This is a genomic window from Loktanella sp. DJP18, assembly GCF_049310965.1.
In the GTDB taxonomy this organism is placed as follows: domain Bacteria; phylum Pseudomonadota; class Alphaproteobacteria; order Rhodobacterales; family Rhodobacteraceae; genus Loktanella.
In genome coordinates, this window is record NZ_JBMERN010000051.1 from 1 (window position 1) to 26,906 (window position 26,906).

The 26,906-nt window shown below is 59.6% G+C and carries 46 protein-coding genes; 4 read left to right on the top strand and 42 right to left on the bottom strand.

Going from position 1 to position 26,906, the window contains the following annotated elements; translation table 11 throughout:
• Positions 1 to 2,013 (bottom strand): MobA/MobL family protein (locus ACOI1H_RS14550; protein ID WP_422438503.1); only part of this gene is annotated, 2,013 nt, incomplete at its 3' end.
• 263 nt (positions 2,014 to 2,276) lie between these two features.
• Between ACOI1H_RS14550 and ACOI1H_RS14555 the strand changes: the two genes are divergently transcribed.
• The 4 genes from ACOI1H_RS14555 to ACOI1H_RS14570 all read left to right on the top strand — a co-directional run bounded on the left by ACOI1H_RS14555 (position 2,277) and on the right by ACOI1H_RS14570 (position 5,970).
• On the top strand, positions 2,277 to 2,600 hold the full coding sequence (locus ACOI1H_RS14555) for a hypothetical protein (protein WP_422438504.1): 324 nt from the start codon (positions 2,277 to 2,279) through the stop codon (positions 2,598 to 2,600).
• 26 nt (positions 2,601 to 2,626) lie between these two features.
• Positions 2,627 to 3,028 (top strand): hypothetical protein, encoded by a 402-nt coding sequence (locus ACOI1H_RS14560; protein WP_422438506.1) that lies wholly within the window; start codon positions 2,627 to 2,629, stop codon positions 3,026 to 3,028.
• A 64-nt stretch (positions 3,029 to 3,092) separates the two neighbouring features.
• Positions 3,093 to 5,285: a hypothetical protein gene (locus ACOI1H_RS14565; RefSeq protein ID WP_422438507.1), complete on the top strand. Its 2,193-nt coding sequence runs from the start codon at positions 3,093 to 3,095 to the stop codon at positions 5,283 to 5,285.
• Between the two features lie 118 nt (positions 5,286 to 5,403).
• The gene (locus ACOI1H_RS14570; protein ID WP_422438509.1) at positions 5,404 to 5,970 is read left to right on the top strand and encodes a hypothetical protein; all 567 of its coding nucleotides are present in this window, start codon (positions 5,404 to 5,406) and stop codon (positions 5,968 to 5,970) included.
• Between the two features lie 2 nt (positions 5,971 to 5,972).
• Here ACOI1H_RS14570 and ACOI1H_RS14575 read toward each other — a convergent pair whose 3' ends face one another.
• The 41 genes from ACOI1H_RS14575 to ACOI1H_RS14775 form a co-directional block, all read right to left on the bottom strand.
• On the bottom strand, positions 5,973 to 6,146 hold the full coding sequence (locus ACOI1H_RS14575) for a hypothetical protein (protein ID WP_422438511.1): 174 nt from the start codon (positions 6,144 to 6,146) through the stop codon (positions 5,973 to 5,975).
• A gap of 432 nt (positions 6,147 to 6,578) precedes the next feature.
• Positions 6,579 to 7,151: an HD domain-containing protein gene (locus tag ACOI1H_RS14580; RefSeq protein ID WP_422438513.1), complete on the bottom strand. Its 573-nt coding sequence runs from the start codon at positions 7,149 to 7,151 to the stop codon at positions 6,579 to 6,581.
• Positions 7,152 to 7,217: 66 nt separating this feature from the next.
• Entirely contained in the window at positions 7,218 to 7,535 is a 318-nt protein-coding gene (locus ACOI1H_RS14585) for a hypothetical protein (protein ID WP_422438514.1), read from the bottom strand.
• Positions 7,536 to 7,662: 127 nt separating this feature from the next.
• Positions 7,663 to 7,980: a hypothetical protein gene (locus ACOI1H_RS14590; RefSeq protein WP_422438516.1), complete on the bottom strand. Its 318-nt coding sequence runs from the start codon at positions 7,978 to 7,980 to the stop codon at positions 7,663 to 7,665.
• 189 nt (positions 7,981 to 8,169) lie between these two features.
• Positions 8,170 to 9,435, bottom strand: coding sequence for an ATP-grasp domain-containing protein (locus tag ACOI1H_RS14595; RefSeq protein ID WP_422438517.1), 1,266 nt, complete (start codon positions 9,433 to 9,435; stop codon positions 8,170 to 8,172).
• Between the two features lie 45 nt (positions 9,436 to 9,480).
• Positions 9,481 to 9,696 carry a hypothetical protein gene (locus ACOI1H_RS14600; RefSeq protein WP_422438519.1) on the bottom strand — a complete coding sequence of 72 codons (216 nt, stop codon included), beginning with the start codon at positions 9,694 to 9,696 and terminating at the stop codon, positions 9,481 to 9,483.
• 142 nt (positions 9,697 to 9,838) lie between these two features.
• A complete protein-coding gene (locus ACOI1H_RS14605) occupies positions 9,839 to 10,126 on the bottom strand; it encodes a hypothetical protein (RefSeq protein WP_422438520.1) in 288 nt (95 codons plus the stop codon).
• Positions 10,127 to 10,258: 132 nt separating this feature from the next.
• Positions 10,259 to 10,552, bottom strand: coding sequence for a hypothetical protein (locus ACOI1H_RS14610; RefSeq protein ID WP_422438521.1), 294 nt, complete (start codon positions 10,550 to 10,552; stop codon positions 10,259 to 10,261).
• Positions 10,553 to 10,641: 89 nt separating this feature from the next.
• Positions 10,642 to 10,926: a hypothetical protein gene (locus ACOI1H_RS14615; RefSeq protein WP_422438522.1), complete on the bottom strand. Its 285-nt coding sequence runs from the start codon at positions 10,924 to 10,926 to the stop codon at positions 10,642 to 10,644.
• Positions 10,926 to 11,114, bottom strand: a complete 189-nt coding sequence (locus ACOI1H_RS14620) for a hypothetical protein (RefSeq protein ID WP_422438523.1) — start codon at positions 11,112 to 11,114, stop codon at positions 10,926 to 10,928. The genes ACOI1H_RS14615 and ACOI1H_RS14620 overlap by 1 nt, the downstream gene beginning before the upstream one ends.
• Before the next feature lie 72 nt (positions 11,115 to 11,186).
• Complete coding sequence (locus ACOI1H_RS14625; protein WP_422438525.1) at positions 11,187 to 11,444, bottom strand: hypothetical protein; 258 nt, start codon at positions 11,442 to 11,444, stop codon at positions 11,187 to 11,189.
• A gap of 155 nt (positions 11,445 to 11,599) precedes the next feature.
• Positions 11,600 to 12,133 (bottom strand): hypothetical protein, encoded by a 534-nt coding sequence (locus ACOI1H_RS14630; RefSeq protein ID WP_422438526.1) that lies wholly within the window; start codon positions 12,131 to 12,133, stop codon positions 11,600 to 11,602.
• 87 nt (positions 12,134 to 12,220) lie between these two features.
• Positions 12,221 to 12,709 (bottom strand): hypothetical protein, encoded by a 489-nt coding sequence (locus ACOI1H_RS14635; RefSeq protein ID WP_422438527.1) that lies wholly within the window; start codon positions 12,707 to 12,709, stop codon positions 12,221 to 12,223.
• A gap of 181 nt (positions 12,710 to 12,890) precedes the next feature.
• Positions 12,891 to 13,175 carry a hypothetical protein gene (locus ACOI1H_RS14640; RefSeq protein WP_422438528.1) on the bottom strand — a complete coding sequence of 95 codons (285 nt, stop codon included), beginning with the start codon at positions 13,173 to 13,175 and terminating at the stop codon, positions 12,891 to 12,893.
• A 93-nt stretch (positions 13,176 to 13,268) separates the two neighbouring features.
• Positions 13,269 to 13,613, bottom strand: coding sequence for a hypothetical protein (locus ACOI1H_RS14645; RefSeq protein WP_422438530.1), 345 nt, complete (start codon positions 13,611 to 13,613; stop codon positions 13,269 to 13,271).
• 28 nt (positions 13,614 to 13,641) lie between these two features.
• Positions 13,642 to 13,926 carry a hypothetical protein gene (locus tag ACOI1H_RS14650; protein ID WP_422438531.1) on the bottom strand — a complete coding sequence of 95 codons (285 nt, stop codon included), beginning with the start codon at positions 13,924 to 13,926 and terminating at the stop codon, positions 13,642 to 13,644.
• A 261-nt stretch (positions 13,927 to 14,187) separates the two neighbouring features.
• Entirely contained in the window at positions 14,188 to 14,520 is a 333-nt protein-coding gene (locus ACOI1H_RS14655) for a hypothetical protein (protein ID WP_422438532.1), read from the bottom strand.
• A 116-nt stretch (positions 14,521 to 14,636) separates the two neighbouring features.
• On the bottom strand, positions 14,637 to 14,975 hold the full coding sequence (locus ACOI1H_RS14660) for a hypothetical protein (RefSeq protein ID WP_422438533.1): 339 nt from the start codon (positions 14,973 to 14,975) through the stop codon (positions 14,637 to 14,639).
• Positions 14,976 to 15,070: 95 nt separating this feature from the next.
• The gene (locus tag ACOI1H_RS14665) at positions 15,071 to 15,241 is read right to left on the bottom strand and encodes a hypothetical protein (RefSeq protein WP_422438535.1); all 171 of its coding nucleotides are present in this window, start codon (positions 15,239 to 15,241) and stop codon (positions 15,071 to 15,073) included.
• 128 nt (positions 15,242 to 15,369) lie between these two features.
• Positions 15,370 to 15,759, bottom strand: a complete 390-nt coding sequence (locus ACOI1H_RS14670) for a hypothetical protein (RefSeq protein ID WP_422438537.1) — start codon at positions 15,757 to 15,759, stop codon at positions 15,370 to 15,372.
• A 6-nt stretch (positions 15,760 to 15,765) separates the two neighbouring features.
• Complete coding sequence (locus ACOI1H_RS14675) at positions 15,766 to 15,897, bottom strand: hypothetical protein (protein WP_422438538.1); 132 nt, start codon at positions 15,895 to 15,897, stop codon at positions 15,766 to 15,768.
• Positions 15,898 to 16,088: 191 nt separating this feature from the next.
• Positions 16,089 to 16,250 (bottom strand): hypothetical protein, encoded by a 162-nt coding sequence (locus ACOI1H_RS14680; RefSeq protein ID WP_422438540.1) that lies wholly within the window; start codon positions 16,248 to 16,250, stop codon positions 16,089 to 16,091.
• A gap of 93 nt (positions 16,251 to 16,343) precedes the next feature.
• The gene (locus ACOI1H_RS14685) at positions 16,344 to 16,550 is read right to left on the bottom strand and encodes a hypothetical protein (RefSeq protein WP_422438541.1); all 207 of its coding nucleotides are present in this window, start codon (positions 16,548 to 16,550) and stop codon (positions 16,344 to 16,346) included.
• 150 nt (positions 16,551 to 16,700) lie between these two features.
• Positions 16,701 to 17,141 (bottom strand): hypothetical protein, encoded by a 441-nt coding sequence (locus ACOI1H_RS14690; RefSeq protein ID WP_422438543.1) that lies wholly within the window; start codon positions 17,139 to 17,141, stop codon positions 16,701 to 16,703.
• An 89-nt stretch (positions 17,142 to 17,230) separates the two neighbouring features.
• Positions 17,231 to 17,602, bottom strand: coding sequence for a hypothetical protein (locus ACOI1H_RS14695; protein ID WP_422438545.1), 372 nt, complete (start codon positions 17,600 to 17,602; stop codon positions 17,231 to 17,233).
• A gap of 72 nt (positions 17,603 to 17,674) precedes the next feature.
• Positions 17,675 to 17,995: a hypothetical protein gene (locus ACOI1H_RS14700; protein WP_422438546.1), complete on the bottom strand. Its 321-nt coding sequence runs from the start codon at positions 17,993 to 17,995 to the stop codon at positions 17,675 to 17,677.
• 267 nt (positions 17,996 to 18,262) lie between these two features.
• Complete coding sequence (locus ACOI1H_RS14705; RefSeq protein WP_422438547.1) at positions 18,263 to 18,658, bottom strand: hypothetical protein; 396 nt, start codon at positions 18,656 to 18,658, stop codon at positions 18,263 to 18,265.
• Between the two features lie 136 nt (positions 18,659 to 18,794).
• Positions 18,795 to 19,292 (bottom strand): hypothetical protein, encoded by a 498-nt coding sequence (locus ACOI1H_RS14710; RefSeq protein ID WP_422438549.1) that lies wholly within the window; start codon positions 19,290 to 19,292, stop codon positions 18,795 to 18,797.
• Between the two features lie 90 nt (positions 19,293 to 19,382).
• The gene (locus ACOI1H_RS14715) at positions 19,383 to 19,886 is read right to left on the bottom strand and encodes a hypothetical protein (RefSeq protein WP_422438551.1); all 504 of its coding nucleotides are present in this window, start codon (positions 19,884 to 19,886) and stop codon (positions 19,383 to 19,385) included.
• Between the two features lie 54 nt (positions 19,887 to 19,940).
• Positions 19,941 to 20,573 carry a hypothetical protein gene (locus ACOI1H_RS14720; RefSeq protein ID WP_422438553.1) on the bottom strand — a complete coding sequence of 211 codons (633 nt, stop codon included), beginning with the start codon at positions 20,571 to 20,573 and terminating at the stop codon, positions 19,941 to 19,943.
• 218 nt (positions 20,574 to 20,791) lie between these two features.
• A complete protein-coding gene (locus ACOI1H_RS14725; RefSeq protein WP_422438554.1) occupies positions 20,792 to 21,382 on the bottom strand; it encodes a hypothetical protein in 591 nt (196 codons plus the stop codon).
• 388 nt (positions 21,383 to 21,770) lie between these two features.
• Entirely contained in the window at positions 21,771 to 22,307 is a 537-nt protein-coding gene (locus ACOI1H_RS14730; protein ID WP_422438556.1) for a hypothetical protein, read from the bottom strand.
• Positions 22,308 to 22,494: 187 nt separating this feature from the next.
• Positions 22,495 to 22,953 carry a DUF6634 family protein gene (locus tag ACOI1H_RS14735; RefSeq protein ID WP_422438558.1) on the bottom strand — a complete coding sequence of 153 codons (459 nt, stop codon included), beginning with the start codon at positions 22,951 to 22,953 and terminating at the stop codon, positions 22,495 to 22,497.
• A 151-nt stretch (positions 22,954 to 23,104) separates the two neighbouring features.
• Complete coding sequence (locus tag ACOI1H_RS14740) at positions 23,105 to 23,716, bottom strand: hypothetical protein (RefSeq protein ID WP_422438559.1); 612 nt, start codon at positions 23,714 to 23,716, stop codon at positions 23,105 to 23,107.
• 67 nt (positions 23,717 to 23,783) lie between these two features.
• Entirely contained in the window at positions 23,784 to 23,942 is a 159-nt protein-coding gene (locus ACOI1H_RS14745) for a hypothetical protein (RefSeq protein WP_422438561.1), read from the bottom strand.
• A 113-nt stretch (positions 23,943 to 24,055) separates the two neighbouring features.
• Positions 24,056 to 24,367, bottom strand: coding sequence for a hypothetical protein (locus ACOI1H_RS14750; RefSeq protein ID WP_422438562.1), 312 nt, complete (start codon positions 24,365 to 24,367; stop codon positions 24,056 to 24,058).
• A 39-nt stretch (positions 24,368 to 24,406) separates the two neighbouring features.
• Entirely contained in the window at positions 24,407 to 24,577 is a 171-nt protein-coding gene (locus ACOI1H_RS14755) for a hypothetical protein (RefSeq protein ID WP_422438564.1), read from the bottom strand.
• A 248-nt stretch (positions 24,578 to 24,825) separates the two neighbouring features.
• Positions 24,826 to 25,023, bottom strand: coding sequence for a hypothetical protein (locus ACOI1H_RS14760; RefSeq protein ID WP_422438565.1), 198 nt, complete (start codon positions 25,021 to 25,023; stop codon positions 24,826 to 24,828).
• Entirely contained in the window at positions 25,020 to 25,367 is a 348-nt protein-coding gene (locus ACOI1H_RS14765; RefSeq protein ID WP_422438566.1) for a hypothetical protein, read from the bottom strand. Before ACOI1H_RS14765 ends, ACOI1H_RS14760 begins: the two co-directional genes overlap by 4 nt.
• Positions 25,368 to 25,455: 88 nt before the next feature.
• Entirely contained in the window at positions 25,456 to 25,887 is a 432-nt protein-coding gene (locus tag ACOI1H_RS14770; RefSeq protein ID WP_422438567.1) for a hypothetical protein, read from the bottom strand.
• Positions 25,888 to 26,067: 180 nt separating this feature from the next.
• Positions 26,068 to 26,220 (bottom strand): hypothetical protein, encoded by a 153-nt coding sequence (locus ACOI1H_RS14775; RefSeq protein ID WP_422438569.1) that lies wholly within the window; start codon positions 26,218 to 26,220, stop codon positions 26,068 to 26,070.
• Positions 26,221 to 26,906: the final 686 nt, after the last annotated feature.

Below are 26,906 nucleotides of genomic sequence, written 5' to 3' on the forward strand. Positions count from 1 at the left end.
GTTTGCCTCGAACCTCAAAACGATCCAACCTCGATTGAAGTTTTCGCGCAACTGGCCTGGGGGGCAAATGTCTGTGGCGTCTCGGTTTGCGATGGCTGTTTGGCGTAGAGATCTATTGTCCAGAACCCTGAGATCCTGATCTATTTTACGCACATCCTCAGGACCTGAAGGCTTCTGAATGGGAAGTGTTCCCGGGAAGTCTTTTACAGTTCGAACCGGTACCTTGTTGTCTTCTGCTTCTCCGTTTGCAAGCCTCGCGATGATTGCTTCGATCGGATCGCTTTTCCGCTTCTTGCGTGGCATGGCGGTCGGGTCATATTCGCTGCTGACGCCTTCTCGATCGTCGTCTTCGATTATTCCGTCTCTGTCATCTTTTGCGGTTGTGCTAGTCGTCGGTTTAGGTTTTGCGTCCGCAGTAAGTTCACCGAGGAAGTCTGATATGTCATTCAGGTCCTGGTCTTCGAGGAACGGGTCATCTAATGTATCAGGCTTCGATGGCCCGTCAGACTTCGACACCGCAGCAGGTGCTTCTATTAGGTCTTCGATCGCTTCAAATCCTGACGAAGTGTCATCAACAAAGAGATCCGAGGCTGTCGCCTCTTTCATCTTCATGTCAAATGTTTCCTCAAGTTTCTTAGAGGACGCACCCAAAGCCATTCCATTCATCGTGCACTTTGAAACCAGTTCTTGAATCCGCTGTTTACGGTCCGCAATCAGAAGCGCTTCACTCTCGAGTGCGAGTCTTGTTTGGGCATCATCCCCAATGGTTGACACATCGTCTTTCTTTAAGATGCGCATGACTTCGTCGTTCAGGAAACTGTCTCTTCTTGTCACGCGATGACCGAGAAGCTCTGCTGTGATCAGGTGCGATATTGAGCGACGGGCAAGCGTTATCCCTTTGCTCGCGATACCAAGGAGAGCTTCTTTTTTATCGCTCATGGACGTGTGGTTGAGATCCTGTGATGTCTGGAGCATCTCTACGCGGTCCATCCACGGAGTCTCGGCCTGTGCGACGCGCCACCTGATTTCTTTACGGGCGTTTCGCTTACCTCGCTCCGTTTCAAGGCCGAAGCTTTCGAGGGCAGATGATTTGTTTCCAAGGTGTTCGGTCGGTTCCTTTGCAAGACCAGAATCCTTGTAGGATCGAGGGTCGTTTCGCTTGGCTAGGCCAGCCATAGCGAGGTAGTAGTTGCATGTATCAGCAAATGCACTGCGAAGCTTTTTTGGCCAGGCGATATCTCGCGTGTCGACATGCTTGGGCTTCCTGTATGGTCGCGTCGTGGCGATACTGCGGTTCGCGCGACGCTTCTTCTCAGTGACTTGAAAATCCCAAGTTCCATCATTCGAGCGGGCGGCCGGTCTGTCCCAATACGTGACGTGAAGATGGTAGTTGCGAGGGTCGTTCTTCTTGGTTGGTGCGTGCAGTGTCGCCCAATATGGAAGGCCTCTGTCTTCAAACGATTGCTGGCAGAAGTCTCGCGCAATCTTGCTGCGATCTCGGCTGTCGAGCTCGACGGGCAGCTCCGCTATGATGCGTGATTGAACGCGTGCATTGCGTTGTTCAGAGCCCTCGACTTCGTTCCAGAATTGCTTTCGTTCAGCCTTGGTGTTTCCAAGCGTTCCAAAGCTGATGTTTCTGCGGTCCACGACCCTTTCCGGGTAGTTGAATACATGATCGCTTTTGGCGCCGTCGTCGTCTGTGGCGGGAATCTCGAGCAGGTCCTTGTAAATGTCAGGCTCTGTTTTTTCGGCAGCGGACGGTCGTTCGATATATCCTTGGTGTGCGGCGGATGTTGTTTGAGAAAATGACCCGTCAGATATATCGTTTTTCTTCGACACAGTTTTGTGTGCGAAGTGGAATGTGGTCCCACGGTCTGTCGAGGGACGCGATGATGGGTGTGATGGCGCACTGAAGTCAGGCGTCCTAGCAAAGCGACCTTTGCCTCCACCGAAGCTTCCGGCTGTTTTCACAATTTCAGTGAGATCACGAAGAATTTGAAGATCGCTCGACATGCCAGCCGCCCAATATAACGGTTTTTGTTCGTGAAGGGAGATGGGTCTTTGCGACCATCTTTGCGGTATTGCGCCTTCATATAGAATTTATTCTCCTTCCGATTGACGCACATTGCCTAGAATTTTGCAGCAAGGCCCTGTGTTTCCTACGTTCTCGCTGGACCGTCACGTGAGTCAAAATGCCAGTAAGACCAAGAATATCAAGATCAGGATGGCCTTGGGGACGTATGTCTCCTGTCCACCGTATCCGTGATCTGAAGGCCATGGTCGATAAAAACCGGGCTCAAATTCCGATCATCAAGGACCAGGCGGAAGAAGCCATCCGGAGGATCGAGTTGAATCTGAGGGTGTTGGAGGAACAGGTGTCAGTAGCTCAGGGATTTCTCGAAGAAGAGGTGAGGTCGGAAAACAAGAACATTGCCTACGAACTTCAGATTCTCGGCGTCGATATGATCGAGAGGGTTAACATCGCGCCGGACCAGAAACTACTGAACCGCGAGCTGAAGGAAATTCTCGAACAGGTCAAAAACAAGAGAGCACAAGACCCTAAGGATGTTGATGAGCTGGACGGTTTTTTCACTACGTAAACGAAACACACAACGAAGGACACGATATGAGTATGAATAAGTTTGAACGTCGCCGGCTTGAAGCCCAACAGAAATTCGAAGCCGATATGGCCGCCCTCCATGACGCTGAACGTAAGGAGATCGAGAGAGTCACCGAACCGGTGATTTCGAAGATCGCAAAGGTCGCGGAGGAAGAGGCGCGTAAGCTATTGGAGGCGAATCCAGAATACCTTGATGGGTTCACTTTCAAGAAGCGCGATGCTGCCAAGATGGTGCGTGAAGCAATCCTGTCGATCTTCGGTGTCAACGCATCTGATGACGGTGATCAGGCAAAGCTGTCAACCCAAGTTGCCGTGGAGTCATCGTCTGAAACCCCAAGTGAAGATCCTTCTGATGACAATCATGATGGCGCCTCCACTCAGCCAATCGATGCCGACGACAAGGCTTGACGGCACTATGCTCGAACCGCTGAGAGGGTGGTTCGGGCAAGCGTAGTATATGAAGGATTTCGGAATGCGTTGGCTTCCAATAACAGCAGTCATTTCTGGCGTCTTGGCGACGATCGGTGGCGCTGGTTTTCTCTACGTCAAAGACTTTAAGGTTCAGTCGATTGAAGTCTGGCGCATTGCATTCAACTTCCTCCTCGATGACCCGGCCCGCTACGTATCTCAGGTGATTGTCGGCGACCAAGGGCAACTTCTCGGCGGCATCCTTGTCTCGTTCATCGGGGTGTCAGTTCTGACAGGGACTCTGATCGTTTCCTGTCTGACAATAATCTCGTCGTTCGTCATCCGCTTGCTGCGGCGTATTCGCTTTTCTGTGAAGGGCGCGAAGTCGAACTCACCGAGGGCGTCGAATTCATTGTCGTCTTCCGACGCGAAGAACGACAAGCTAAAACGATTCAAGCTTCCGAGTCTTTCGCTCCCTAAAATTGGGAAGACGGCCTTTGAGGATGGATCTGCGAACCTCGAAGGCAGAGGCGGATCAGAAGTGCTGACGAAGGTTAGGGTGATCTACCAAGGGTGGATGAAGCGCCGCGTGAATACTGGCGCGACCCAGGTGATTGTCTCTTTTGGCGGTGCGTCAAAAGTTATTGCAGAGGTTTCCCATGACGTTACTTTTTATGAAGACGTGAAGGCGTGGCATGCGCGCGTAAAGAAGTCATCTGGAACAGACCTGAGCCTGGTGGAAGAAGCTCGGATGTTGCGCAAGAGCATGACAAATGCTGTGGCTGAAATGGTTCTGGAAGAAGATCCAATGAACGGGCACTTCCTTATGAGGATGCTGACTGCTTGGGCTGATAAGACTCACGATACTGGAGTCACACAGAAGGTGGTTGTGAAGCCAGCTGTGAGTGGCGAGACGACCCTCATTCAGACAGCGATTAACGATGTGATGATGAATGGGATTTCGACGGAGAATGACGGTGAAGACCGGGTCGATCTTGACGACAATGGTGCGGGATTTTTGCCAGACGAATTGTTCGATATCATTCGTCAAGACGAACTTCTGGACGCCGCTGGCAATGCGGAGAATTTACCGAAGGTCGATCCATCAGCCGATCGCGATATTGCGCTTGAGGACGATGAAGGAGAGACACCTTTTCTTGATCCGGGAGATTTCGTCGGTGCTAGTGATGATGTTAATGACGGTGATGTTGATGTGGGTGAAGCACCCAGTCAGATTTCAGCTTCGGATGCAGAACATGCCCAGGATAACAAGCTTCTGGAAGGCCATCTTAAAATTGTGTTCGAGCTCAGCATTCTGTCGTCGGAGGTGGCTGAAGGAGTCATTGAATGGCCGGAGTATTACCAGGAGACCAGGCAGCGTGTGAAGGCGTTGGAAGATGCGATGATTGCCATCATTGAGACGATAAACACGACCGATGATAGCGTTATCGAGAGTTGGCTGGAGGAGTATACCGGCGCCAGTGAATGGGATTGGTTCGGAGAAAACTGGCAAAATATTGAAAGGGTAAGGAGCGACCTGCTGGAGGCGGTCGTCGCAGGTGACAACGAGGATGACTCCGGTGACGCTGAGGGCGGAGGTATGGGCGAAGTTGATGATTTCTCTGTGACCACGAAGGCATTCGGCGGCGGAGCCAAGCCGAAGGTTGGTCAGAAATTTCCACCTGCTGTTGAAACACCTGATGTCGTGGCGGGAGACCGGGAATCGAATGCAGTTGTAGTCGATGATGCTGAGCAGGAAGCATTTACCGATGTCTCGCCAGAAGGTCAGAATTTGAGTTTAGACCAACTGGAAGAAGTTGAGATGTGCGACGAGCTTTTGACCAAATGGGGCTATGCCGCCAAGGCGGCCGGAGCTTCAGAAGCGAAGATTGTCAGCACCGTGGTATCGAAGATTGGGCTGAAGCGTAAGGTTGAGGGCGTTCTTCACATGACGGCCACTTGGAAGGACTCGTCCAAAGCAGAAGTGAGACGCATCAATATCATTTTCAGGTATGTGCCGGAGGGCTCATGGACTCTGAATGTCGGCGAAGATGTCCGTCTGGTAGATGGCCGCGGAAACTACGTGATGGTGAGAGGAACGCTTCTGAACCACCCTGAGCTTAAGGATCAGACAACGGTCATTCACTTCTATGGTGAGGGTGTCAGCTCGCCCATCGAGATCGAGCCCGTCAACGGAGTTCATGTGGTGAGTAAAGTGCTCAGTCCAGACGAGGTGAAGAAGATTGTTTTCGTTTGAGTTTCGCTATTCTAAAACCGGCCAATATTGAGTATACCGTCCCAGACGCCCTTGACGCGCAGAAGGTTTGCGCAATCTTATACTCAAAATTGGGGTCGAAATGCGTTATGATAATCTGATGGAACTCTTTCCGGATCAAGGAAACCTGAGGCGGTCATTCGTCTATGACGTGGCCGCGTCGATTGCTGAAGGTTTGAGATCCTCAAGCGCAAAGAACAATGTGCGGCAGACGTCAGACTTTGTGAATGGGATGCTCTTTGCGGGGCTTCTTCTCGAGAAGGGTCGTGGTGCTCACAGGAGCTTTGTGAAGGCCTTCAAGGAAGGCCTTCCTGAGATGAGGCGCGTCGTTGAAAACGATAATTTCACACATGCTCAAGACATCAAGGCGCGTATGGCGCGCCACTCGATTGGCCCAAGCGACATGACGCCTGGCGAGATGCTCGTGACAGTGGGATTGAGCGCGGAAGGCGTCATTCGCGAGATCGGCGAAGAGCAGGGGCTCGAGGGATCAGAGCTTATGGATGTCGTGACGTTCGCAGTCGTTCTTGCGATTGTGGCAACGACACGTCCGGAGGCGCTCGACCTTTTGTTCGCGAAAATCATCGAAAGTGTCGAGCATAAGGCTGGGGTTTGGAATGAGATCATTCCAAGTGAAGAGGAAATCTGGGGCGATGACGTCGACTGAAATCAGTCGACGCTGAGCTTGCGGAGGCTGAGCTTTACAGACTTACGATCGTTCTTCTTGCGCCGATTAGGGATAGACTGCGGTCGTGTATCGACTGCGATCGCAACGCCGGCGTTGCCGGCGCGCATGAAGAGCGCTGCTGCGTGCTCGTTCCGGCCTTTAATGGTTTTTTTCATTTTTTTGCGGCCCTTGCGTTTGGCGGTTCTCACTTATGAGAACTGCCGAACGCAAGTGGCCGCGATTTCAGATCTTCTGGTCCTAGCCTGTTATGCTGCGAGCGCCTGTCGGCCGCCGACAGACCATGAGATGAGAACAAGGCACCAGATGTAGCCGCGAGATCCGCTTGTCTTTGTGCCGCTGCGTCGACGCCAGAACCCAGTGAGCTCGACACAATCTGAAGACGCTGCGGCTTTCAGGAAGTCAGCCGAGCGATCGGCTGTGATAAGGACTTCGAAGTCGTTGCGTGTATTCGACATGCGGACGACGAGATCACCTCCATTGTAGTAGACCTGCTCCATGCCTTTGGCGTCGGAAACGGTTCTCACCTGGCGGCCGATGGCACATTCTTCTGGGGATGTTTGGGACATTGCTCGTTTGGCTGGATTGCATTAAGCAAGTGCGAGAGCGCTTGCTGGCGACAGGAGGCGGTCGATGCCGGCGATGACGTGAGATATCTCAGTCTTGTAGCGAGGGTGCCGACGTAAGGCATACAAGAGCATTGGCAGGACCTTTGATGCCGTCTCAAAACGATACTCGGACTGCTTGCAGTCGCTGAACGCACCTCTCATGGTGCTGAGGTTATGACGGCGATCATAGCCCTTTACGATGGCTGAGATCGGGTCTGTCGCAATTCGCGCAAACGGATTCCGGGTCTTGTCGAGAAGTGCAACACGATGTGAGATCACTGCACCGAAGCGAGAAGATATTTCCTGGTCACTGACGCCGTAGTCTTCGGGAACGTCATGAAGGAAGCTGACGGCCAGGACGTCTTCGCGTTCCGAACTGTGCGGAGAGGCGAGGATCATTCCGGCCATCTCGACTTGATGGGAGAACTCGTGAGAGCCGTCCTTTCGACGTCCAGTATGATACTTTTCCGCAAATGCCATAGCGCTCAGGGCCAGATGCATGTTGTTTCGCGCGAGGCTCGCGCGGAGTGATGTAAGGCGCATGTCGAATGTCATCATATCTCCTTTCGCGGTTCCTGTTTCTGCCTTCACCAATGAGGCAGAAACAGGAACGAGAAAATCTCAGAAGAGGCTCATCTGTTGAGCAGGGCGATGGGCCGATCGGCCAGCATCATCTCTCGAGATCACAACGTCGCGGGCGGTGATTGAGGTGGTGCCACACCGGATCGTGCCGCGGTGAAAGCCAGGCCCGGATGCGATCATGCGATCGCCGATGTGCGTCCCGGCAAGCTCGGACACTTTGCAGCGATCGAACACATCGACTTCGATCTGTAACTGCGGAGAGCTGACGCGGACGGTGGCATAGCGCGCACCGCGGCGGGTGTCGCGAAACTTGATTGCGGTAATGACGCCGTCGACGCTGAGTTCATTTTTTTTCATTTGACCGTGCTCCGAATGGACTCTTCTCACCAATGAGAAGAGGCCGGTCGGTGTGCGGTCGCGTTCACTCGCAAACGGCTACCAAAGAGAAAATCCGGACCCGTGAGGGCCCGGCTTTACGTATGGGTCAAAAGGGGATTTCTTCCATGACGCGACCTGCGGTCGGTGTGTCGTGGAAGACTTCGATGCCATCCACCTCCATCAGTTCAACGCCTTCCACAAAGGCGTCTTCATTGATGCGGATGTGCAGTGACATCCGGCCGGAAACGGTTGCACAGCGCGGGTCGGTTGGCAGCTGAAGCAGCAACGACTGTGGGAAACGGATCACGGTCGTTGCTTCGCCCGTTTTGCAGACGAGGTCCGCGTGAGTGCCATCATAGAGCAACGCAGACGGATTGATCGGAAGGAAGATATCCTTGCGGCCGAGGTCAACACTTTCAGTCATCTCATGTCTCTCCAATTTTAGCGGCCACCCCTCGAAGGGTGATCTCATCAATGGGATCACACTGAGGAGGGGCGGCCCTCCGACCCGTGTCTATGAAGAAAGAAAGACAAACAGACAGAGGGGATGGTTGTCGGACTCTCTGCGGTCCGGAGAGCGGAGCGCAGTGTCCACTCCCCCTATTGGGAAAGATCAGTCTTCGAAGAGATCGTCCGAAATGAGATTGCCTGCTCCAGCTATCTCGTCATCCTCTCCGTCGAGGCTGCAAGTGTCGAACGTTGAGAGAGCGAACGCCTGGATCGGAGTGGGAGACATCGGCCCTTCGTCCCCGACGAAGTCATCGGGGTTCCAGCTCTCTACCTCCCTATGTGGAGCATTCTCCGCATAGGCGACAATGGCATCCATCAGTAGGATGGTGTTGTTGGCGTAGAGGCCGGAGCTTGCGACGGGATTGAGCTCGATCACGAGGGGCTCCCCCTGTGCGTCGAGTGCTACGTCCAGCACATAGGCATCGAGGCCGGGCGCCTCTCGGGCAATCTCTTCGGCAACCTGCCAAGCGTATTGCCACATCTTGAGTGCGGTGCGCTTGCGGTCCATCCGATCCCGTGTATCCATCTCCCCGCTATTACGGGTGATCTCCCATACCGGGGGAAGTGTTGTATCCCAGTGGATGTCGTCCATCGGTGTATGGCTCTCGATGCACGCGGCACCGGTGATCACCTTACCTCCCACCACGAAGAAGCGCGTCTCGTGGGTCATCGTCACCTTCTCTTGCACGAGGAGAGACGCAGGATCTCCCTCGTAGCGGGCAAAGTGGAACTCCACATCTTCGAAGAACATGCCTTGCCCCTTGGAGGCATCGAAGTCCTTGTCGAGTGTGTAGGTGAGGAGCGGCAGCGCTTTGCCGGGATACACCTGCTTCACGATGACATCGCCGGGTGCCAGGCTTGCCATAGCGGTGCCCAGCGCCGTCGAGGTCAGCCCTTGGCCGAAGACAACCTTGCGATCGCCGGCGGCCGCGCGGTCGCCCGGCATGTCAGCAAGTGCCAGCTTGCGACCAGCGTGCCGATGGAAGGTTTCGAGCTCTGCGTAGTGGTTGGCCTTGCTGTCGCAGGCAGCTGGCCAGCCCAGATCGAAGAAGGGCATCTCGTAGGGATCGCTCTTCTGCTGACGACCGATCAGGATATCGCGGCACGCTTTGCCGGGAATGACGTAGAGCGGATTCATGACCGCGCGGCGCAAGTGAGCAGCGGGAAGAACCTTGATCTCGAGACCGAGGTGGATCGCCTGCTCCAGCATGCAGACCGGCTCGACCCAGTCCTCGTAGTCCACACCAGCGTCGACAGTGATCTCTACGCCGATGTGTTCCGAGATGACCGTATAGAGATGACGATCCAGATCGGTGCGCGGGGCGGGAGCCTTGAGGATGTCACCACAGGGGCGGAAGAAGACGGTCATCGGGATCTCCTGATCTCGGTATGGGGGAGGGGCCGACGTCGACGGTCAGTCGAGGTAGGCGTGATGACCCTTGCGGTCATCCTCGACGGTCAGGCCGTGCTCTACGGCGAGAGCGTAGGCCTTGGCGTAGGCGGCGTCCTTGTCATCGCCGAACAGCTCGCGGGAGGCGAGATCCCATTCGTCAGCCTCGTAGTCGCGCACATGGGCGACGGCGAGTTTGGTGCGGTCGCGGCGGGGATAGATCACACGGTAGTCGAGCATCGGTCTGCCTCTCTGTCTTTCTGTCTGTCTTTTGGGAGCGTCGCAGGTGAACGCGGCCCCTTCACCTATGAAGGGGCTGGGCTCACCTGGTCTGAATCTCGGATCACCTGACCCGATCCTGAAAAGGAAAAGCCTCGCGCCCTCAGGCGGCCATCGGCACGGTGGCCCCGTGGTAGCCGACCCAGAACTCCGGTTCTGGATTCAGCGGATCAGCGAGGACGCTGGCGAGTGTGGGGGCAGCCTTGGCAAACCCTGCGTCGGTGCGCATCGAGCGGGCGACGGTGCGCGCACCCATGGCGCTGGATCGGATGACGAGCGGGGCCAGCGCTGCGTCGGCTGCGGCGAAGGCGCGGCCGGCGGCCTGCGCGTCGGTGAAGTCCTGTGTCTCGTCGGAGTAGGCGAAAGAGATCTGAAACTTGGATGCGGTCATCTGCTGAACCTCTCTTGGCGCGCCACCCTGTGTGGCATCCTCACCTATGAGGATGCCGGATCGGGTGGCGGGCACTTGCCCCCATAGAAAAAGCCGGCACACCCGCATCGGGTGGCCGGCTCGATCAATCTGTCATCGGTGGGCGTGCATGTTCTCTGCGAGACCATCCTGGATGTCGCGGATCATCCAGTAAGCCGGCAAGTTCCGCCGGACGTCCTCGCGCTCGGCGATTTCGTCGAGAGCGACGATCAGCGCTTCTTCGAGCGCATCCTTGTCGTCGGGCAGGGGCGTCGCAGCCATGGCTTCGAGGCTGATGCCCTTTTGCGTGTCGACGAAGTGCAAGGTGTCGCCGATGAGGGTCATGCTGCGATACATGCCTGCAAGGCGATAGCGGGGTTGGTCTGGGTGTGTGATCGATGCGGTCATCTTCTCAACCTCTCTTGGCGCGCCACCCTGTGTGGCATCCTCACCTATGAGGATGCCGGACATGGGTGGGAGCTGCTGTCGATCTGGCCTCAGGCCGCCTCGAAGTAATCGAGGAGGAGCTGTTGAACATCCTGGACCAGCGACAGGATGACCGGATCGCCGCGGACATCGTCCCGCTGGGCGATCTCGTTGACCGCGATGATGAGTGCGTTCTCGAACGCGTCGTTGTCATCAGGCAGCGGCTCTGCGGCTAAGGCCGTGAAGCTGGTGCCGTCATCTCTGCCTTCGAAGTGCAGGGTGTCGCCTGAGACCGTGAGGGTTTGGTCGGGGCCCATGAGGCGGTAGCGGGGCTCACCCGTCATGATCATTCCCATCAGGCCATGACCTCGGCGACTTCTTCGAAGTCGAACCAGTGCCCCGAGCGCTGGTCTTCGGAGACGGCGTAGAAGGTATGTGCCATCTTCTTGACCGCATCGACGATGTAGATCGTCGTGACGGGCATGTCCTTGATGCGGACGGGGTCGCCCTTGGCGATGCGGACGGGCGTGATGGTTTCGGTCATGAGAGGCGTCCTCTGAATGCGGATTGTCAGGTCGGTGGAAATGACCGGGGCGCGGGGCCCCGGTCGGTTACTTCAGCGTTTGCCGAAGCCGACGTCGTAGGTGATCATCTGGAACGGCCCGATCACGATCGTCGTGTAGACGACGTATTGATTTTCCTCGGGCAGGGGCTCGAGATCGACCTCGGTCTTCAGCGACAGGCCACAGTTGCGCCAGCGCATCTGCCACTGGTAATCCATGCAGCCGAGGCGGGTCACGGTCGCCTCCCAGATGCGGTCGCGCAGCGTCTTCTTCTTTTCGGTAGCGTTGCTCAGCTCCAGCATCATAGCCATATCACTCTCTCCATCTATCCAGCGGCAAGGGCGCGCGGGGCGCCGGTCTCACCTATGAGACCGGTGGCCCGGGAGTCCGCATCCATCCCATATCGTGCTCACGCACCTGAAAAGGAAAAGCCGGCGCGCCCGAAGGGGCGGCCGGCGTCTCGTTATCAGGCGGTATCGCGCAGACCGGTGCGGGTGGCTTCGCGTTCGCGGGCCAGTTGGGCGGCGAGCTGGCGTGCGTCTTCGCGCGCCTGGAGCCAGCTGATGTGGCCGTCGGTGACATCCTGAAGCGTCAGGATCGGCATCCCGTTCACATCGGTCACCAGAACGATGTTCGTCAGAAGGACGACGGCCGACATGGGTGATGCATCATCGCCGCGCGGCCGGAACTTGCGGGCCGGGCCGTCGAGGCAGTTCTCGTCGTAGGCGCGGGAGATCTCGACCAGCGGCTTGAGAGCCGGGACGATACCCATCCCGTAGGTGAGGGCGTTGCGGGCGGTGAAGGCGTCTGCCAGCGTCAGCAGGATGCGGCCGCCGAGGCCGGTATAGAGCACGACACGGTCGGGCTCCCGGCGCGGACGGTGATTGTCGGGCTGGCCCCAGAACTTGCGGGCGCCGTCCATGTCCAGCAAGTTCGCATCGAATGCATCGGCGATGGCTGCGAGCGGGCTCAGGGCCTCGGCGGGGGTCTTGATCTGCATGTCGTGATCCTTTCACGCGTTCGCCGGACTGGCGGTCTCATTCATGGGGCCGACAGCGCGGCAGGGGCGCGCACTGTCGGTTTGTCTTCAGGCCGCGATGGGCAGATCGGCAGTGTGATCGGCGGGTTCGGCGTCGCAGGCTGCTGCCAGAGCCTGAAGGCCGGCCTCACAGGCTGCGACACGGGCGTGTGCGATGCCGGAGTGGGAGCGCACAGGCACGAGCCACTTGATGGCAACGCCAGCATCGTCGAGCGAGCTGCTGAGCGCGGCCACGAGGTTCAGCACGAGTTCCGTCGCGGATGTGGCAGCGGGGTGGCAGTCCAGCGCGCCATCCAAGGCGGCCTGGCCGCCGCGGATGCAGATGTGAACGACATCGCCGGCCACGGCGCGGTCGGCCACGATCACCAGCCCGGTGGCCACCATGGCGAGGCTGCCTGCGATTTCGGAGGGCGTCTCGAACGCCATGCTGTCGTGGTGCGGTGCTGCGAAGTCGCCGGACCAGATGTGCAGGCCTGCGCCGCCGTTGAAGTTGGCGTGGTCGAAGACGGCGGCAGCGGAGATGGTAATCAGGGACATGAAGTGCTCCTCGGGATTTTTTCTTGGGCGTGCCTGTCACCGCCGCCCTCACTTATGAGGGTGGTGGGGACGGGACGCGCCCTGCCTTCTGACGGCAGGAGTCCGGATGAACCCGCACCTGAAAAGGAAAATGCCGGGGCCCAAGGGGCGGCCGGCAAATCATGGAGATCGCAGTAAGCCGTCAGGAAACGGCCGGAAAGAACTGCGGTAGATGCGTGCGCACGAAAAGCACCGTGAAAGCGCGTGCGGCCTCATGTGCCTCTGCCCAGCGCATTTCGGTGTCGGCCCAGTTGTCGATGAACCAGCCCTTGTCGTCCTTACCGATCAGGGCGTCGCGGCAGAGGGCTCTGGCTACGGCACCGTTGTATCCGTCGTAGGCGATCTGGCTCGTGCGTGTGCCGTCGCTTGCGTGAAGCGTCCAGCTTACGTGGTGCTGCTCAACGCAGATTCCGGTGATCCCAATCATGTCGAACTCCCTCAGGACTGCGGGCCAAGGCCCTCTCACCAATGAGAGGGACTGGAGACCGCGGTCTCTCAGCTCTTCAGGCGGCGAAGCAGCCTACGGCAGGTTGCGGACGATCCGGCTTTGCATGTCGTGACTCATCTCGATCACGCCGTCGTCGGCGACATCGCAGAGACGCGTCCGCAGGGTCTCAAGACTCGAGATGTGATGATTGGTCCAGAATAGCATCGAGGCCGCCAATGCGGCGTCCTCGTGGTTTTCTTGTGCGAGACATCCTTCAGCCTCAGCCATGTGCTTTCGCTCATAGGCCAGAGCGAGGTCGATCGCCGCAGTCACGTCTGCGGCGCGTGAACGCAGCGCGCTCAGCGCGAACTGAATGTCACCGTGAGGGCCGACGTCCGGCACGACGGTCATCCAAGTCGGAAGTGCGAAAGGCTTCATGATGGTCTCCTTCGGGATGCGGGGATGATCAGGCGGCGGCAAGGGCGAAGCCCTGCGCCTTGCAGAGCTCAAGCATGCGCTTGGCTTCGGAGGTGTCGTGACTGTGCACACTACCGATGCCGCAGGCATTGGGCAGCTTGCAGGAGAGCTGCGCGAACAGCGCCGCCGCTGCGGTCTCAAGAGCGACGCGCGGCGCCGAGCCTTCGGCGGTCGAGCTGGTCTCGAAGGAGGCGAGCTGGGTCTCCCAGCCCTCCTCATCGGGGTGGGCTGCTGTGATCACCCAGTTGCCTGCGAGCGTTTGTGCGAGTTTCATGAGCAATCTCCATTTGCGTCTCGTGGGGCAGCCTGCCCCTTCACCAATGAAGGGGCGGGATGACCCGCGGTGATCCGTCTGCTGTCTGAGAAATTGTGGTGTCTGGATCTACACGGAAACGCGAAAGCCGCATTTCACGATCTTTCGCGAAAGACGGCCCAACCTGAGGTCTGACATGACAAGGAAAAAGGCCGGAGACCCGACAGGGTCCCGGCCAGTCCGTGTGTGCGATTTTTCCGGGTCGGAGAAGGCCCGTTGGGATCAGACGAGGATCTCGATACCAAGGCGCGCGGCATTGTCGATCGTGCCTTGCGTCTTGATCAGCCTCATTGCCATCAGGCTGGCGATGAGGCGCTGGGCGGCCGCGACGGACTGGAGCGGCGTGCCGTCCGGTCCTGTGGCCGCATCGTCTTCGTCATCGAGGATGACGACCCATGTGCCGGGATTATCGCCCTCGTAGATGTCATAGCTGGAGGTGCCGTCGAAAGGGCAGGTCAGCAATAGCTCGCCGTCGTCTCCGGTCTCGAACCTCGGCACGATGACGGGGAAGATCGCGTCAGCCATGGCTGCGATGCGGGTGTTCAGATCAGCCATGGGTCATCTCCAGTATCATCAGGCCCGCCGTGGTGGCGGTCTCACCTATGAGACGGCCGGCACGGAGGGTGTGTGCATTCATTCCGCGATAGCCACAAGAAAGAGCCGGCAAACCCTCAGGGTCGCCGGCGCAATGTGTTCGGAAGGATTCTTGGACGCTCCTCGCCGTAGGCGCGGCGACGGATCTCTTCGACGCTCATCGTTGCACGCACGCGGTTGCGGGCGTCGTCGTGCAGATTGCTGATCAGGCCGTGGGGCGTCGTCAGTCGTCTGCACAGCCACTGCGCGATCCGACCCGCGAAGATCAGCGGGATGAAAGGGATGCACAGCAAAAGTGATAGCGATCCGACGACATTGCGCGCGATGCGCAGGCCGTAGGCCGCAGCAATGAGCTTGCGCAGTTCAGGGATCTTGCAGGCGATCCACGGATCGACCCAGAGCCAGCGGAGCGTCATGAGTAGGCGTCTTTCTTCAAGGAAGTCAGGCAGAATGTTGTATCCGCCCCTTCGTTTCGGAAGGGGCGGGGCCATCTGCCACCCTGCGGTGTGGTTTAGGCCTTGCGGGTGAGGACGATGAAGTTGTCATGATCATCGTAGCAGTAGGCATCAAAGCCGAGACACCGCGAATGGATGTGCTCCGCCGAGATCTGGATGTCTTCGAGATTGATGTCCTCGCCGAAGTGACGCTTCGCGCGCTCGATCAGGTCATCGAGCGACATCATGAACCCGCTCTCCACGTAAAGCGTGTCAGGCGTGTTGTCCGGGGCGAAGCTGCGGGTGCCGTTGCTTTCTTTGTATTCGCCCTTCGGGGAACCTTTCTGTCTGTCTTTCGGGGGAGGGTTCTGATTGATCAGGCTGTGATCGGGAGGAGATCGTCCTTGTTCGGGGCGTAGCGGTAGGCCGCCGCGAACTTCAGGGTCTGGGTGGAGCCGACCTCGGCCATGACATCCGGCAGAAGGGCCATGTCGCGGACGTAGACCGTGACGATGTCGCAGGCGTCATCTGAGACGGCGGCTGCCTTGCCGCCTTCTTCGACTGCGGCGTGATCGAAATCGTCATCGCTGTCGTAGCCGTCGTAATCGACCTGGATCAGGCGAGGCACGGCAAGGTTCACGATGAAGCCTTCTCGCACGCTGTGGCTGATCGCCCAGCGCAGGTCGTCGACCTCGAGGGCGGCCACCTGCTCGTGGATCTCGCTCAGGCTCGCGTGCGGCGCGTCGCCGTAGAGGTTGTCGGCCACGTGGGCTCACATATCCTGCTGCGCGCGCAACACGTGATCGCTCTCGCCGAGACTGGCGCAGGCGGCGATACTCATGATCCCGACCATGTGCGTGCGCGTGACGTTGCTCTGGTTCGTCTTTGCGATGATGATTGCCATTTCGGACGTCCTTCTTTGATTTTTATCAGCGGGGCGTGATGCGCCTCTTCACCTATGAAGAGGCGGCTCACTCCCGGCGCATCCGCTACTTCCTCGTTAGAAGGAGGCCTTCGGGACCTGAATGAGAAAAGGCCGACCTCCCATCAGGAGGCCGGCCGCATCTGTCGGACTGAGGCGGAGCTGAGGTAGGATCAGTCCCACTGACCCTTGTGCAGCTTCTGGCGGTCACCCTTGCGGGTGTTGCGCGCCTTCTTGTTCGGGATCGACTTGGGGCGGGTGTCGACGGCGATGGCGCAGCCGGCGTTGCCGGCACGCATACGCAGGGCGAGAGCTTGGTCGTTGCGATGTTTCATCGGGACAGTCCTTCGTGGGTTTCACCAATGGAAACCACGCAAGGCCTGGCCCGCGCGTCCTTCACTTTGGTGGTGTGACGGTGGATGAGAGGATCAAGCGGGGACCGCTTCGTCGAGGATCTTGAAGCCGGTCAGGCAGATCTGACCTTTGTCGACCAGTTGGTCGGCGGCCTTCGACATCAGCGTGAAGCGCGCGGTGTCGCCGGTCATCGCCGTGCCATCCGGCACATCAAGAGACAGATTGGTCGTGATGTCGTCGCCGCCGTTTACGGTGTAGGTCACTTTGGTCTTCACGATCATCTTGCTGTCCTTTGTTTTCTGGCCGGGGTGCGACGCCCCTCTCACCAATGAGAGGGCGGCGAACCGCTGCCGTGTCTGATGTTCCGTCATCCTGGAGGTAGGCGCGCAGGCGCGTCGCTCCGAGCGGGCCCCGCGGTGGCCGCGTTGTCGTCAGGCGACAGCGCGCACCGGCGCGAATGCATCGCGGGCATGCAGCGCATGTGCGAGGCTCACCAGCAGGCCGCCGCCATCGGTGTTCACCAGCTCGATGCGCGCGGGATCGGCGTCGTTGGTGTGTTCGCCATCGACACCCCAGAACTTGCGGGCTTCGTCATCGAGCTCGTTGGCGTCATATGCGTTCGCGATTGCGGCGAGCGGCGCCAGGGCGGCAGCCAGGCCGTCCTTCGTGCGGATCGCGGTGCGTGCGGCGATGGCGTGGCCGAGCGTCAGAAGCGTGCGGCCCCCGCGACCCTGGACGATCTCTTCGTCGGACTGGCTTGCAGCCGAGCCCTTGCGCGGGCTGACGCTGAGATCCATCAGCACATCGCGGTCGAAGGCGTCGGCGATGTCGGCAAGCGGGCGCAGGGCGGCGATCATGGAGATGTTGGTCATGCTGGGCATCCTCTTTGTTTTTGCGGACCGCTGCGGCGGGCCCTTCACCCATGAAGGGCCGGCGCTGCCGGGCGTGTGTTTCTCTTTTCTCAGCCGATCATGCGAGGCATCGGCGTGCCTGGCGGGTAGATGGCGATCTCGCTCATGTTGCCGGTTTGAAGGGTCTCGAAGAGCTCGACGGCGATGTCGTAGAGGCTTGCCGCCCCGATGACGACCCAGTTCCACGCGCCGTTCTTGCTGTGGCGCGCAAGGAGCGACCACTCGCGCGGATCGGTATGCAGCGTATTCTCGAGCGGGGTTTCTTCCGCATCGCAGATGTGGATTGCCTTGGTGGCGCCGAGGCTCACGAGATGCGCCATCAGCGACGCCATCCCGGAGATGGCGGATTTTTCGACGGCAGCGCCGGTGCTGACGAAGTCGATCTGGCCGACAAAAAACTGAGAAAAGAGGGAGAGTGCCATGCAAGAGGTCCTTCCTGATCAGGATATGAGGGAGGCGGTGCAGCCCCTCACGGATGAGGGTCCTGTGCCGCCTTATTCGCTGGTGATGATCCAGCTGTGGCCATTCTGGGCACACTCGATCATCTCGCCGAATTCCTGGCAAATGGCGGCGCTGTCGGCATGGAACCTGCCCTTCTGGTGCAGAACCAGCCAACCGGTCAGGATGCCGAGCGCCTGCGCAGGCGACAGGACGGCGGCGAGGTTGTCCTCGGTCATCGCCTCGGGGTGCGCGGTCGCGATGTCGGCCAGCATGGAGCGCGAGGTCGAGCTCGTGGTGGACAGGTAGAAGCCCTGCACCGACGGGCGGGCGACGTCCTTGGATTTCACCATGACCGAGTTCAGTTCGTGTGGCATCTTGCTCTCCATTGCGGATTTCATCTTGGGGCCGGCGTCTCCAGCACCCTCACCTATGAGGGAGCTGGAACGGCGCGCCCGCGTCTCTCTTCCCGGCCCTCTCGAAAGACAGACAGAAAGACAGACAGGCAGAGAGGAAATTGTGCTGGCGGAGCCTGCACGGAAACAGCCAGCACCCGTCAGGATGCTGGCTGTCTCTGTCTGTATGGCTGCGGGACTTTCCGTCATGAGATGCGTCTCCCCTCTATAGGTGAGACACGGCACTCATTACGCAGCGAGCTTCATCATGCCGCGATCGATCGACTGGACGATGGCGCGCATGGCTGTGGGTTCGTCGCACCGTGCATGCGTCTCACGGGCAAGGGCGCGGCGCGTGAAGTCGACGAGATGCATGATCGAGGTTGTGCGACCTCCCTCTGCGACGACAGCATCGAAGATATCGCCATTGGGGAAGACAAAGACAGACCCGGTGTCGGCCAGCAGCGTGGCGAGGGAGATAGCGACATCACCACTGGCGATATCGGGACGGTGGATGTTCAGCAGGTCGTGAACCTGCGTCGTGAATGCCAGCATGTCGCGGCACGGCCCCAACGCCTTCAGGAGTGGCAGGATCTCCTCGTGATCGTCGATGATGTATTTCTTCGTGACATTAAACAGCAGCATAGCGCTTCTCCTCTACGGGTATTTCTCTCCCCTATGGGTGATCCACACCTCTACGTGCGTCTCTCACTGCGGGGGCCTTGTTCATATCCTGATCGGGATGCATGCGCTGGGCGTGCGTCCGATCAGGAGTGCGTGGTTAGGCGCCGACGGCCGCGCCTTCGGTGATGACATCGTCTTCGCCGTTCAGGCTGAAGTGCCACTGGGCGACGAAGAACTCCCACGCGGTGCGCCAGGCACCATCGCGGTCCTTCCACTTACGGGGTTTCCAGAAGCCCTCGACGCGCATCTGCGCGGAGATCTTCTCTTCGGCGTCCCAGTTTTGCTTTTCGCAGCAGACCTGGCGCTCGGCTTCCATTTGCTCGACGAGAGCACCGTTCGCGAAGTCGTCGGCGCGCTGGCCGAGGAAGACCAGGCGGATGTCTTCCGCCTTATCCTGGCGCATGACGGTGGCGCGATACGAACGGTCATCGAGACCGGGCGTGGGGTGGCGGGTGTCGGTGTGGAAGACGGTGACGCTGTGGCGCATGATCTTCTGATCGCGGAAGTGCGTGCGGTCGATGTGCGCGTAGGGGGACTCGGGTGCGCGGGGCTTCGCCTTGAAGGCGGTGCGGGATGCGACGCTGAAATCGACCATGAGGAGTATCCTTCTGCGTTTTTCCCGGACGCCGGTGCGCCGAGGTGTTCGCTCGTGAACATCCCCGGAGCAACTGCGTCGCCGTATCTCTCACGAGTCCTCGCTACACCTGACCTTGCTCATGGTGGTGGCGATATCCTGCGCTGCACCGGCCGTGGGGATGTCGAGGTCGATGCGGGGTGCGTCTGCTTCGGCAGACCGGTCGCTGGATAAAGTCAGGTCACCCAGGGCAACCATGTCTTTCAGCAGTCCGCGCAGGTGAATGAGGGACGGCCAGACAACGCCGTGCGCCTTGTAGGCGTCAATGGCAGCACGGACCAACGCATCAATCGTGCCGCAGTGCGGAGCCGCCGCGACGATCGCATTGTGCACGGGCGCAGGTGGCAGCAGATGGACGATGCCCTGCGCGATGGCGGCCTTCGCCACTTGCCGGCAAACCTGGATGTCGCACAGATCCGGGCGATCCTTCTTGAGGATGTCACGGATACCCTTGAAGACCGTGAGCTCGCTGAAAGCCGGGCTCAGAGCCTTGATGTCGGCCAGCATCTGCGGGTGGCCGATATTGACGTCGAACGCGACCTTGGTCGTGAACATGGCAGTCTCCTCAGGATAGGTATCAGGTGAAGGTGTGAACGGGAGAGAGCGCGGTCAGTCGGCCATTGCGCTGTCGGTGATGGTGATGACACCCATCTGTGCGAGCTCTTTCACGCAGGTCCGCAAGCTGGTCGTCTGCGGAAAGGCATCGGTGGCGAAATCGACCATGTCGGAGATGACCTCGCAGGCCTCGACGTCATCCGCGAAGGTGCGGCCCTTCAGGCGGGCGCGGGCCTCGACGGCGGTGCCGGAGACGATGCGGCGGAGCATGTCGTCGGCCGCCTTCTCTTTCTCGGTTATAAGGACAGCCTCGCCAGAGGCGACCATCGCCTCGGCGATGGCGAGTATGACTTTCAGCGAAGGACGCGCCATGTTGTAAGTGGCGTAGATGCCGCCCATCTGACCAGCGAGACTGCGCGTTGTCGCGCAGGTCGCGGCGGCTTCGACGATATCCTTGCGGATGTGCCGCTGTGGCAGCAGCAGGATGAGCCCTTGGTCGATGGCGGCCTGAGCGATCTGCTTTGAGATGCGCAGGTCGGCGTATGCGCTTTGCGGAGTGTCCTTGAAGATTTCGCGGATGCCCTTCACGACGTAGATCAGGCCGTCGGCCGGGCTCAGCGCCTTGATGGCTGCGATCGTCTCTGCGTCGTGGATGCTGATGCTGAACTTGATGTCGGCATTGAACATGTGTGTTCTCCTCGATGGGATTTTTCCAGACGCGCAGGTGCGGCGGGGTGTTCATCTATGAACATCCCCGGCGCCCCGGTGCAGGTGTTGATCTGTCTGTTAGTCTTTCTGGCTGCCTGTCTGTCTTTCTGACGACGCATGGAGAGGCGTCCGCCGAACAAGCACATCCTGACAAGGAAAAAGCCGGCGCACCCGCTGGGGTGGCCGGCAAATCCTGGTCAGACGGAAGGATGATCGTGGGACTGCCGCCGGGCCTGGTCGCCCAGGCACGCGATGACCGCGAGAAGCGCGCCGGCATCGGTCGCGCGCTCAAGCACCCAGTGGGTGATCTCGGCCCGCAGGCGCACCAGGGCGGCGGGGGCCGAGGCGGGCAGGCGAGGGCCATTCACGTCGTCACCGAGCTGGCGATAGAGGCTCGCCATGATGGCGCGCGCCTTGGTGGCGGGGCCTGCCGCGAAGACCGCGATGCGGGCTCTCGCGAGGTGATCTGCGGCATCGCCCTCGAGCACGGGCATCTGCATCTCGGGGTCGGCGTTCAGTTCGTCTTGCAGGCGCAGGGCCTGGTCGACGTCTGTCGCGCTGAAGGGCAGGGGCATCCAGCCCATGAGGATCTCGGCGTAGACGCCACGGATGCCGTTGTCGCGGTAGTCGCGCCAGGTCTCACCGTCGTAGCGGGCGACGTAGGCGCCGTAGGGCGCGTCGATGAGACCGGTGCGCGTGACGATCAGCACGAAGCCGTCCTCTTCACGCAGCGTGGCCATCGGGCGAACGGTCAGGCGGTCGAGCGACAACTTGGGGTGAATGGTCATGGCGTTCTCCAGTTTGCGATCCCGAACGGTCCGGGACGCGATCTATCTTCGAGCCAGAAGATGGGTGCGTCCGGGACGACGGCGTTACCCGGACAAGATCCACTGATCTGAAAAGGAAAAGGCCGGCACACCCCGTGGGGTGGCCGGCCGATCGTTGTGAGTGTCAGTTGTAGAACGCGCTGGTCACGTCCAGGAAGCGCATGTCCATTTTCAGGGCCACGGCTGCGGGCGCGATGAGCATGATCAGCGCCAGTCCGGCGAACATGGTGTCACGAACGGTCATCTTTTTAATCCTCTCACTTTGCTGCTTTCGACTATCAAGGCGACCGAAACGGCGGCGGCCTCACTGATGAGGCTGCCGACTTTGAGGTGCCACTCCGGCTCATCTTCAGGATTGCAGGCGCTTGCGGATCGCTTTGACCGCGTGAGCGTCGGTAATCACGGCTTTGACCCAGGTGGTGAGATCACAGCGGATCAACTCCAGCGTTGGGTCGGCCGGCAGGCGATCGCCTTCCATGTCCTCGCCGATGCGCTGGTGCAGCTTCATAAGCGCGCGGCGGGGACCGATGGCGCCGGCCACCTCTGACACGCACTCCCGCGCGAACTGGATGAGCTCGGCGGCAGTGCCGTCTACGTAAGGTCGCTGGTTGGCGAGGAGAGCCTTGTGGGCTTTGCGCGCAGCGTCGACTTCGGCCTCGCAGAACGGCAGGGGCATCCAGCCAAGGGCCTCACCACCGTAGTTCGCGACGATGTCGTCACCGCCCACGTTGAGGAAAAGGTCGCCCTTGCGACGCGCGACGTGGGCCGAGTAGAGGTGATTGACGTAGCCCGAGTCCGTGACGATCAGCACGAAGCCGTCTGTAACAGAGAGGGTCGCCATCGGGTTGACGCGCGAGATGTCCGTGACGTCGATGTGCTTGCTCATGTGATCCGTCCACTTCGTTTTTTCTGGGGGCGTGCCGGTCTGGCACATCTTCACCTATGAAGATGAGTCTGACCGGATCTGCCCTGTCATGGTTTTCCGTAGACCCCTGAGGGACGCAAAAAGCCGGCACCACCGCGAGGTGGGCCGGCTTGTCTCTGTCTGGCTGTCTGCCTGTCTGTCTTTCGGGTCAGTAGGCCCCGGCCTCGAGGGCCTGCTTGAGCAGCGCGCGCTCGTCCGCGATCATCTTGGCGAACTCATCGGCGTTCACGACGGTGAAGGCGTCAAAGCGCTGCATGGCCCGAGTCGTGTTCTGTGCCTCGTCGTCGAAATCCGCGGGTGTGCCCAGGCGATACCAGCGGCTCTGGGTGCGGGCGAAGCCAGCTTCCGTGTCGATCAGCACGACGCCGGAGGTCGAGATCATCCCGGGGCGCAGCTCGGTGTGACCTTCGACCTCTCCGATCAGCATCGGGCGCGTTTCGAACACGCCTGAGATCATTGCGTAGTTGTGCAGGATCGGCGCAACCTCCAACTCGGCATCTGTCGGCGTCCGTGCCGCGTCATCCAGCGCCGACTGGAAGCGCTGCTCGTCCAGCGCCCTGGCGGCCTCGCGCTGCTCGTTGAGAAAGCGGTTGTGGTTAATCGTCATGACGGTCATCTCCCGAAAAACTGATGTTCGCACTTTTGCGACCGGTGGGCCTGACGCCCGCCTTCACTTATGAAGGCGGCGGCTGACCCGCTGGTTTATTCCACCCCTTGGGTGCTGCGCGTCAGCACGACGCGCAGCATCTGCGGCCTGATCAGGCGGCGATGGGATAGAACTTGATCACGTCCAGTGCGGTCAGGTTGCGCAGGACGTCGGCGACAGACGCGGCGGGCGCGCGCTGGCCGGTCTTGCGCAGCGTGATCTGTTCGATGTTTTCGGCAGCCTGCGAATAGCTGCTGTAGGTCATCAAGCCGATCTCGCCCACGACGATCTGGTTTTCACCCTCGGAGACGCCCATCAGGCATTCGACAACGCCATCCGCGTCGATGTGCAGCTTGTAGCGACCGCAGGCGACGAGGGCGTCGACAAGGCGCTTGAGGCGGGCGTGATCGAGCGGTCCACGCTTGTTCCACCCGCGCTTGATCGCCATCATCAGCTGGTCCGTGTCGACACAGCTGGGCATCAAGGACACCGCGAGATCGTAGATCGCGGGGGACTCGGCCAGCACGACATGTTTGTCACCCACCGCAGCATTGGCGAAGGCCAGAGCCTCGAGTCCGTTCAGGCGGTGATCGTTCGGGGCACGCACGAGTTCGCGAATGCGCTTGACGAAGGCGTCTAAGTCGCGGACCGGGCTCAGGGCTGCGATATCGGCTTCTTCGCGCTTGTTGGCGTGCAGGTCGTAAGTCACGGTTGCGGTCAGCATGGATGATCTCCTCATCGGATCTGTGGGGTGTGCGGGCGGTCCCGCGCAATATCGTGCTGTCTGTGCTTCAGAGGAAGCTGGACATATCGCAGGCGTCATCGGCCTCGGCCATGATGTCGGCGAAAAGATCGCTGTCGTCTGAGACGATCTCGGTCGCGGGTGCTGCGATCTCGGCGGTGGCGAGGGCTGCGATGATCTGGATCTCGAGCGCGGTTGCCTGGGCCATCTTGTCTCTCCTGTCTCGTCGTTGCGGGCGAAGCGCCCCTTCAGAATGAAAGGGGCGATTTGACCGGTCCGGCGTTCCTACGACCCCTGTTTTCTGATTGTCCGCAGGACCGGTCAGCAGACGCGGGCGTATTCGCTCTCGATGTAGATCACACCTTTGGCGATCAAGGTGGTCGCGACGGTGTCCACCATCGCGGGCGACGGCGAAACACCGACGGCCATGCGCGTCCGGCGGCGCAGCTCGGACGCAACGTCGAGGACGGAAATAAAGGGCGTCGTGCGCAGCGAGGCGGTCTCGTCGGGAAGGCGGCCTTCCATGAGTTGGCGCAGCCAGACATCGGCGAGGTTTACGCGTGCTGCCGCGCGGGACTTGCGCCAGTTGGAGATCGGGTCGGTGATCATTTTGATGAAGGTAATGCGCAGCAAGAGAGGGTCCTGATCAGGGGGAAATGGAAAGAGGGCGGATTAGAGGAACGAGGACAGGCCCTCGTCTTCAGCGGCGGCGATGTCGGCGTCCGACATGACGTCGGCGAAAAGGTCGCTGTCGCAGGCTTCGATGTCGGCTGTGGGTGCGGGCAGCACAGCGTTCTCGAGCGATGCGATGAGGGCGATTTCGAGCGATTTCAGGTCAGCCATCTTATTTTCCTCGTGTCAGTTCCGTCGGGCGAAGCGCCCCTTCGTGAGAAAGGGGCGATTTGACCGGTGGGCTGCGTCACGCATCCACCACCAGCCCTGCACCCTTGCCCGCAGCCGGACCTGCAAGGGCCGCTGCGTCACGATCCGTAAACATCACGCAGTCCGGACCCCGGAACTGGAAATAGAGAAACCCTACCACTGACTGAAAAGGAAAAGCCGGCGCGCCCAAGGGGCGGGCGGCAAACCTCTTACGAATTGTCTGGCTGATATTCAGCGCAGAACATGTCGTGATTGACCTGGGGAAACTCCGACGTCGTTTTGCCGTCGACGACGACGATTTGCGGCGGAAACCGACGGCAAATGAGGGATTGCCATGTCAGGCCCCGGAACCGGCATGTCTTGCAGAGCGGTTCAGGATCGAAGGCTTTGAGGGGCTCGTCGGTCATGCTGCACCCCCCATGCGGATAAAGGTGACGCCGGACACGATCCGGCGCAGGCCGAGACAAGCGACGCAGAGTGCTGCGAGCATGATGTGGCCCGTGGCGATGATGACCATGGTGTTCTGGGTGTAGGTGCTTGGCGGCAGCCCCTGCCAGGCGGCCAAAGTCGGCAAGAAGGCGCGCCCCATCGTGGCTGTTACCAGCGCCTCAAACAGGCAAGCGACGGTAGAGGCGAGGCCGAGCATGATGACATTGAAGACGACAGATCGTGTCGGCAAGAGTTCGCCTTGGTCAGTGAGATCGATATTGTCATAGATGATGCTGGGCGCAGGGATGGTGATTTTGGCCATGGATGAAATCCTTGTTTATTCGGATGACGCCTGCCGTCTGCATTCGTTTGAGGATGCGGACGGCAGGTGCTGGTGTTCAGGCGTCGTCTCAGGCGCGTGTGAAAACCAACTTCTCGGCCAGCAGGCAGAACGCATGCACGAGAAAGGCGAGCGTGAGGGCCAGGATGCCGATGAACACCGTTCCCATCGCGATCTTGGCCAGGCTGTTGTTGGCTTGCTCGGCGTGCGCGGACAGGTCGGACATCAGGGCCATCTGAAGAGTGTCGCCGGCGATATAGGCCAAGCAGAGCACGCCCATCGCAGTCAAGATCACCGTCAGCATGGCTACGGTCAGGTTTGCGCAAAGCGCGCTCAGGATACTGGTCAGAAGGATCGCATAGGTCGCGACAACGATCGGTGCGATGAGGAAGCGCATCAGGCCGTTTCCGACCGCGCAAATGGTGCTGACGGGTTTCCCGTCGGGACCTATTGCGATCACCCGGTAAAGCCGGTCCGGTAGAGTGATGGTCAGCTTCGACATGGTGCGTCCTCACGTTCGTGTGGACAGCAAATTGTGTCGAAGCGGCGCACGCGGAAATCTGCTTAGCAAGTATTTCGCGGGGCAAAATAAAAATGACCGGCACACCCGTCAGGGTGGCCGGTCGGATCGATCGAGAAAAACCAGGCGCAGAGCAGGGCAACAGGCGATGCCGTTGAGCTGTTATGGCAGCAAGTTTGCCACCGGAGCCCAGTGCTGAGCAGCCATCGCTGCTGCGAAAATACCAACGACAAGCGCTATGCAGAAGTAACGGATCAGACGCATCCGTGCGCTGAACTGCGCCATATCGAACACTTCAGTGTTGTTAAAGCTCATCGGGTCATCCTGATTTTTTCGGGGCAGGGTGCACCTGTCCCGTTCTCACTTATGAGAACGGGAAGGCTGCGAACCTGCCGATGTCTACCTGCTGTCAAACTGTGTTGCGTGGTCGCTCGACTGAAAAGACGCTTCATGAAGCGGCTTATCAGAGGAGCGTCGCGATGTATGGCACCGCATGCGGTGTCGGCAGAGATCGGACGCGTCGCTCTCGGGGTTTGACGTGCCGACGGCCGCGGTGGGCAATGTCGGTCAGGGGCGGATTAAAGCCCTTCGCCTTAAGGCAAGGGAGAAGCTACCAACGATGTAGGGCGTGCGATCCGTGGGCGTCACGCGCCCGGTGGAGATTAAAGCGGCATCGCGTCCCGGTTAAGCCCGAAGGCGTTAAATCTTCATGGCCATGACCTTTCCTCGCTGTTTCGCTGCACCGGTGCGCGGTGCTGTTTTTACCGCGCCCGGCCGTAATGACAGCCGGGCCCGGATGGAAAATCGTAAGGTCGTAAGACCTTAGAACGGGATCTCGTCGTCGACCATCTGCTCGGCGGTCTGCGACGCGGTCTCGTCGGACGCGGTGCCGGCGGTCTCGGACACGGCCTGGGCTTCGCCTTCAGCGGCAGCGGCGGCATCTTCACGGACGGTCTTGTCCTTGAAGTAGACGATCTTCAGCTGGTCTTCGCTGTAGGTGC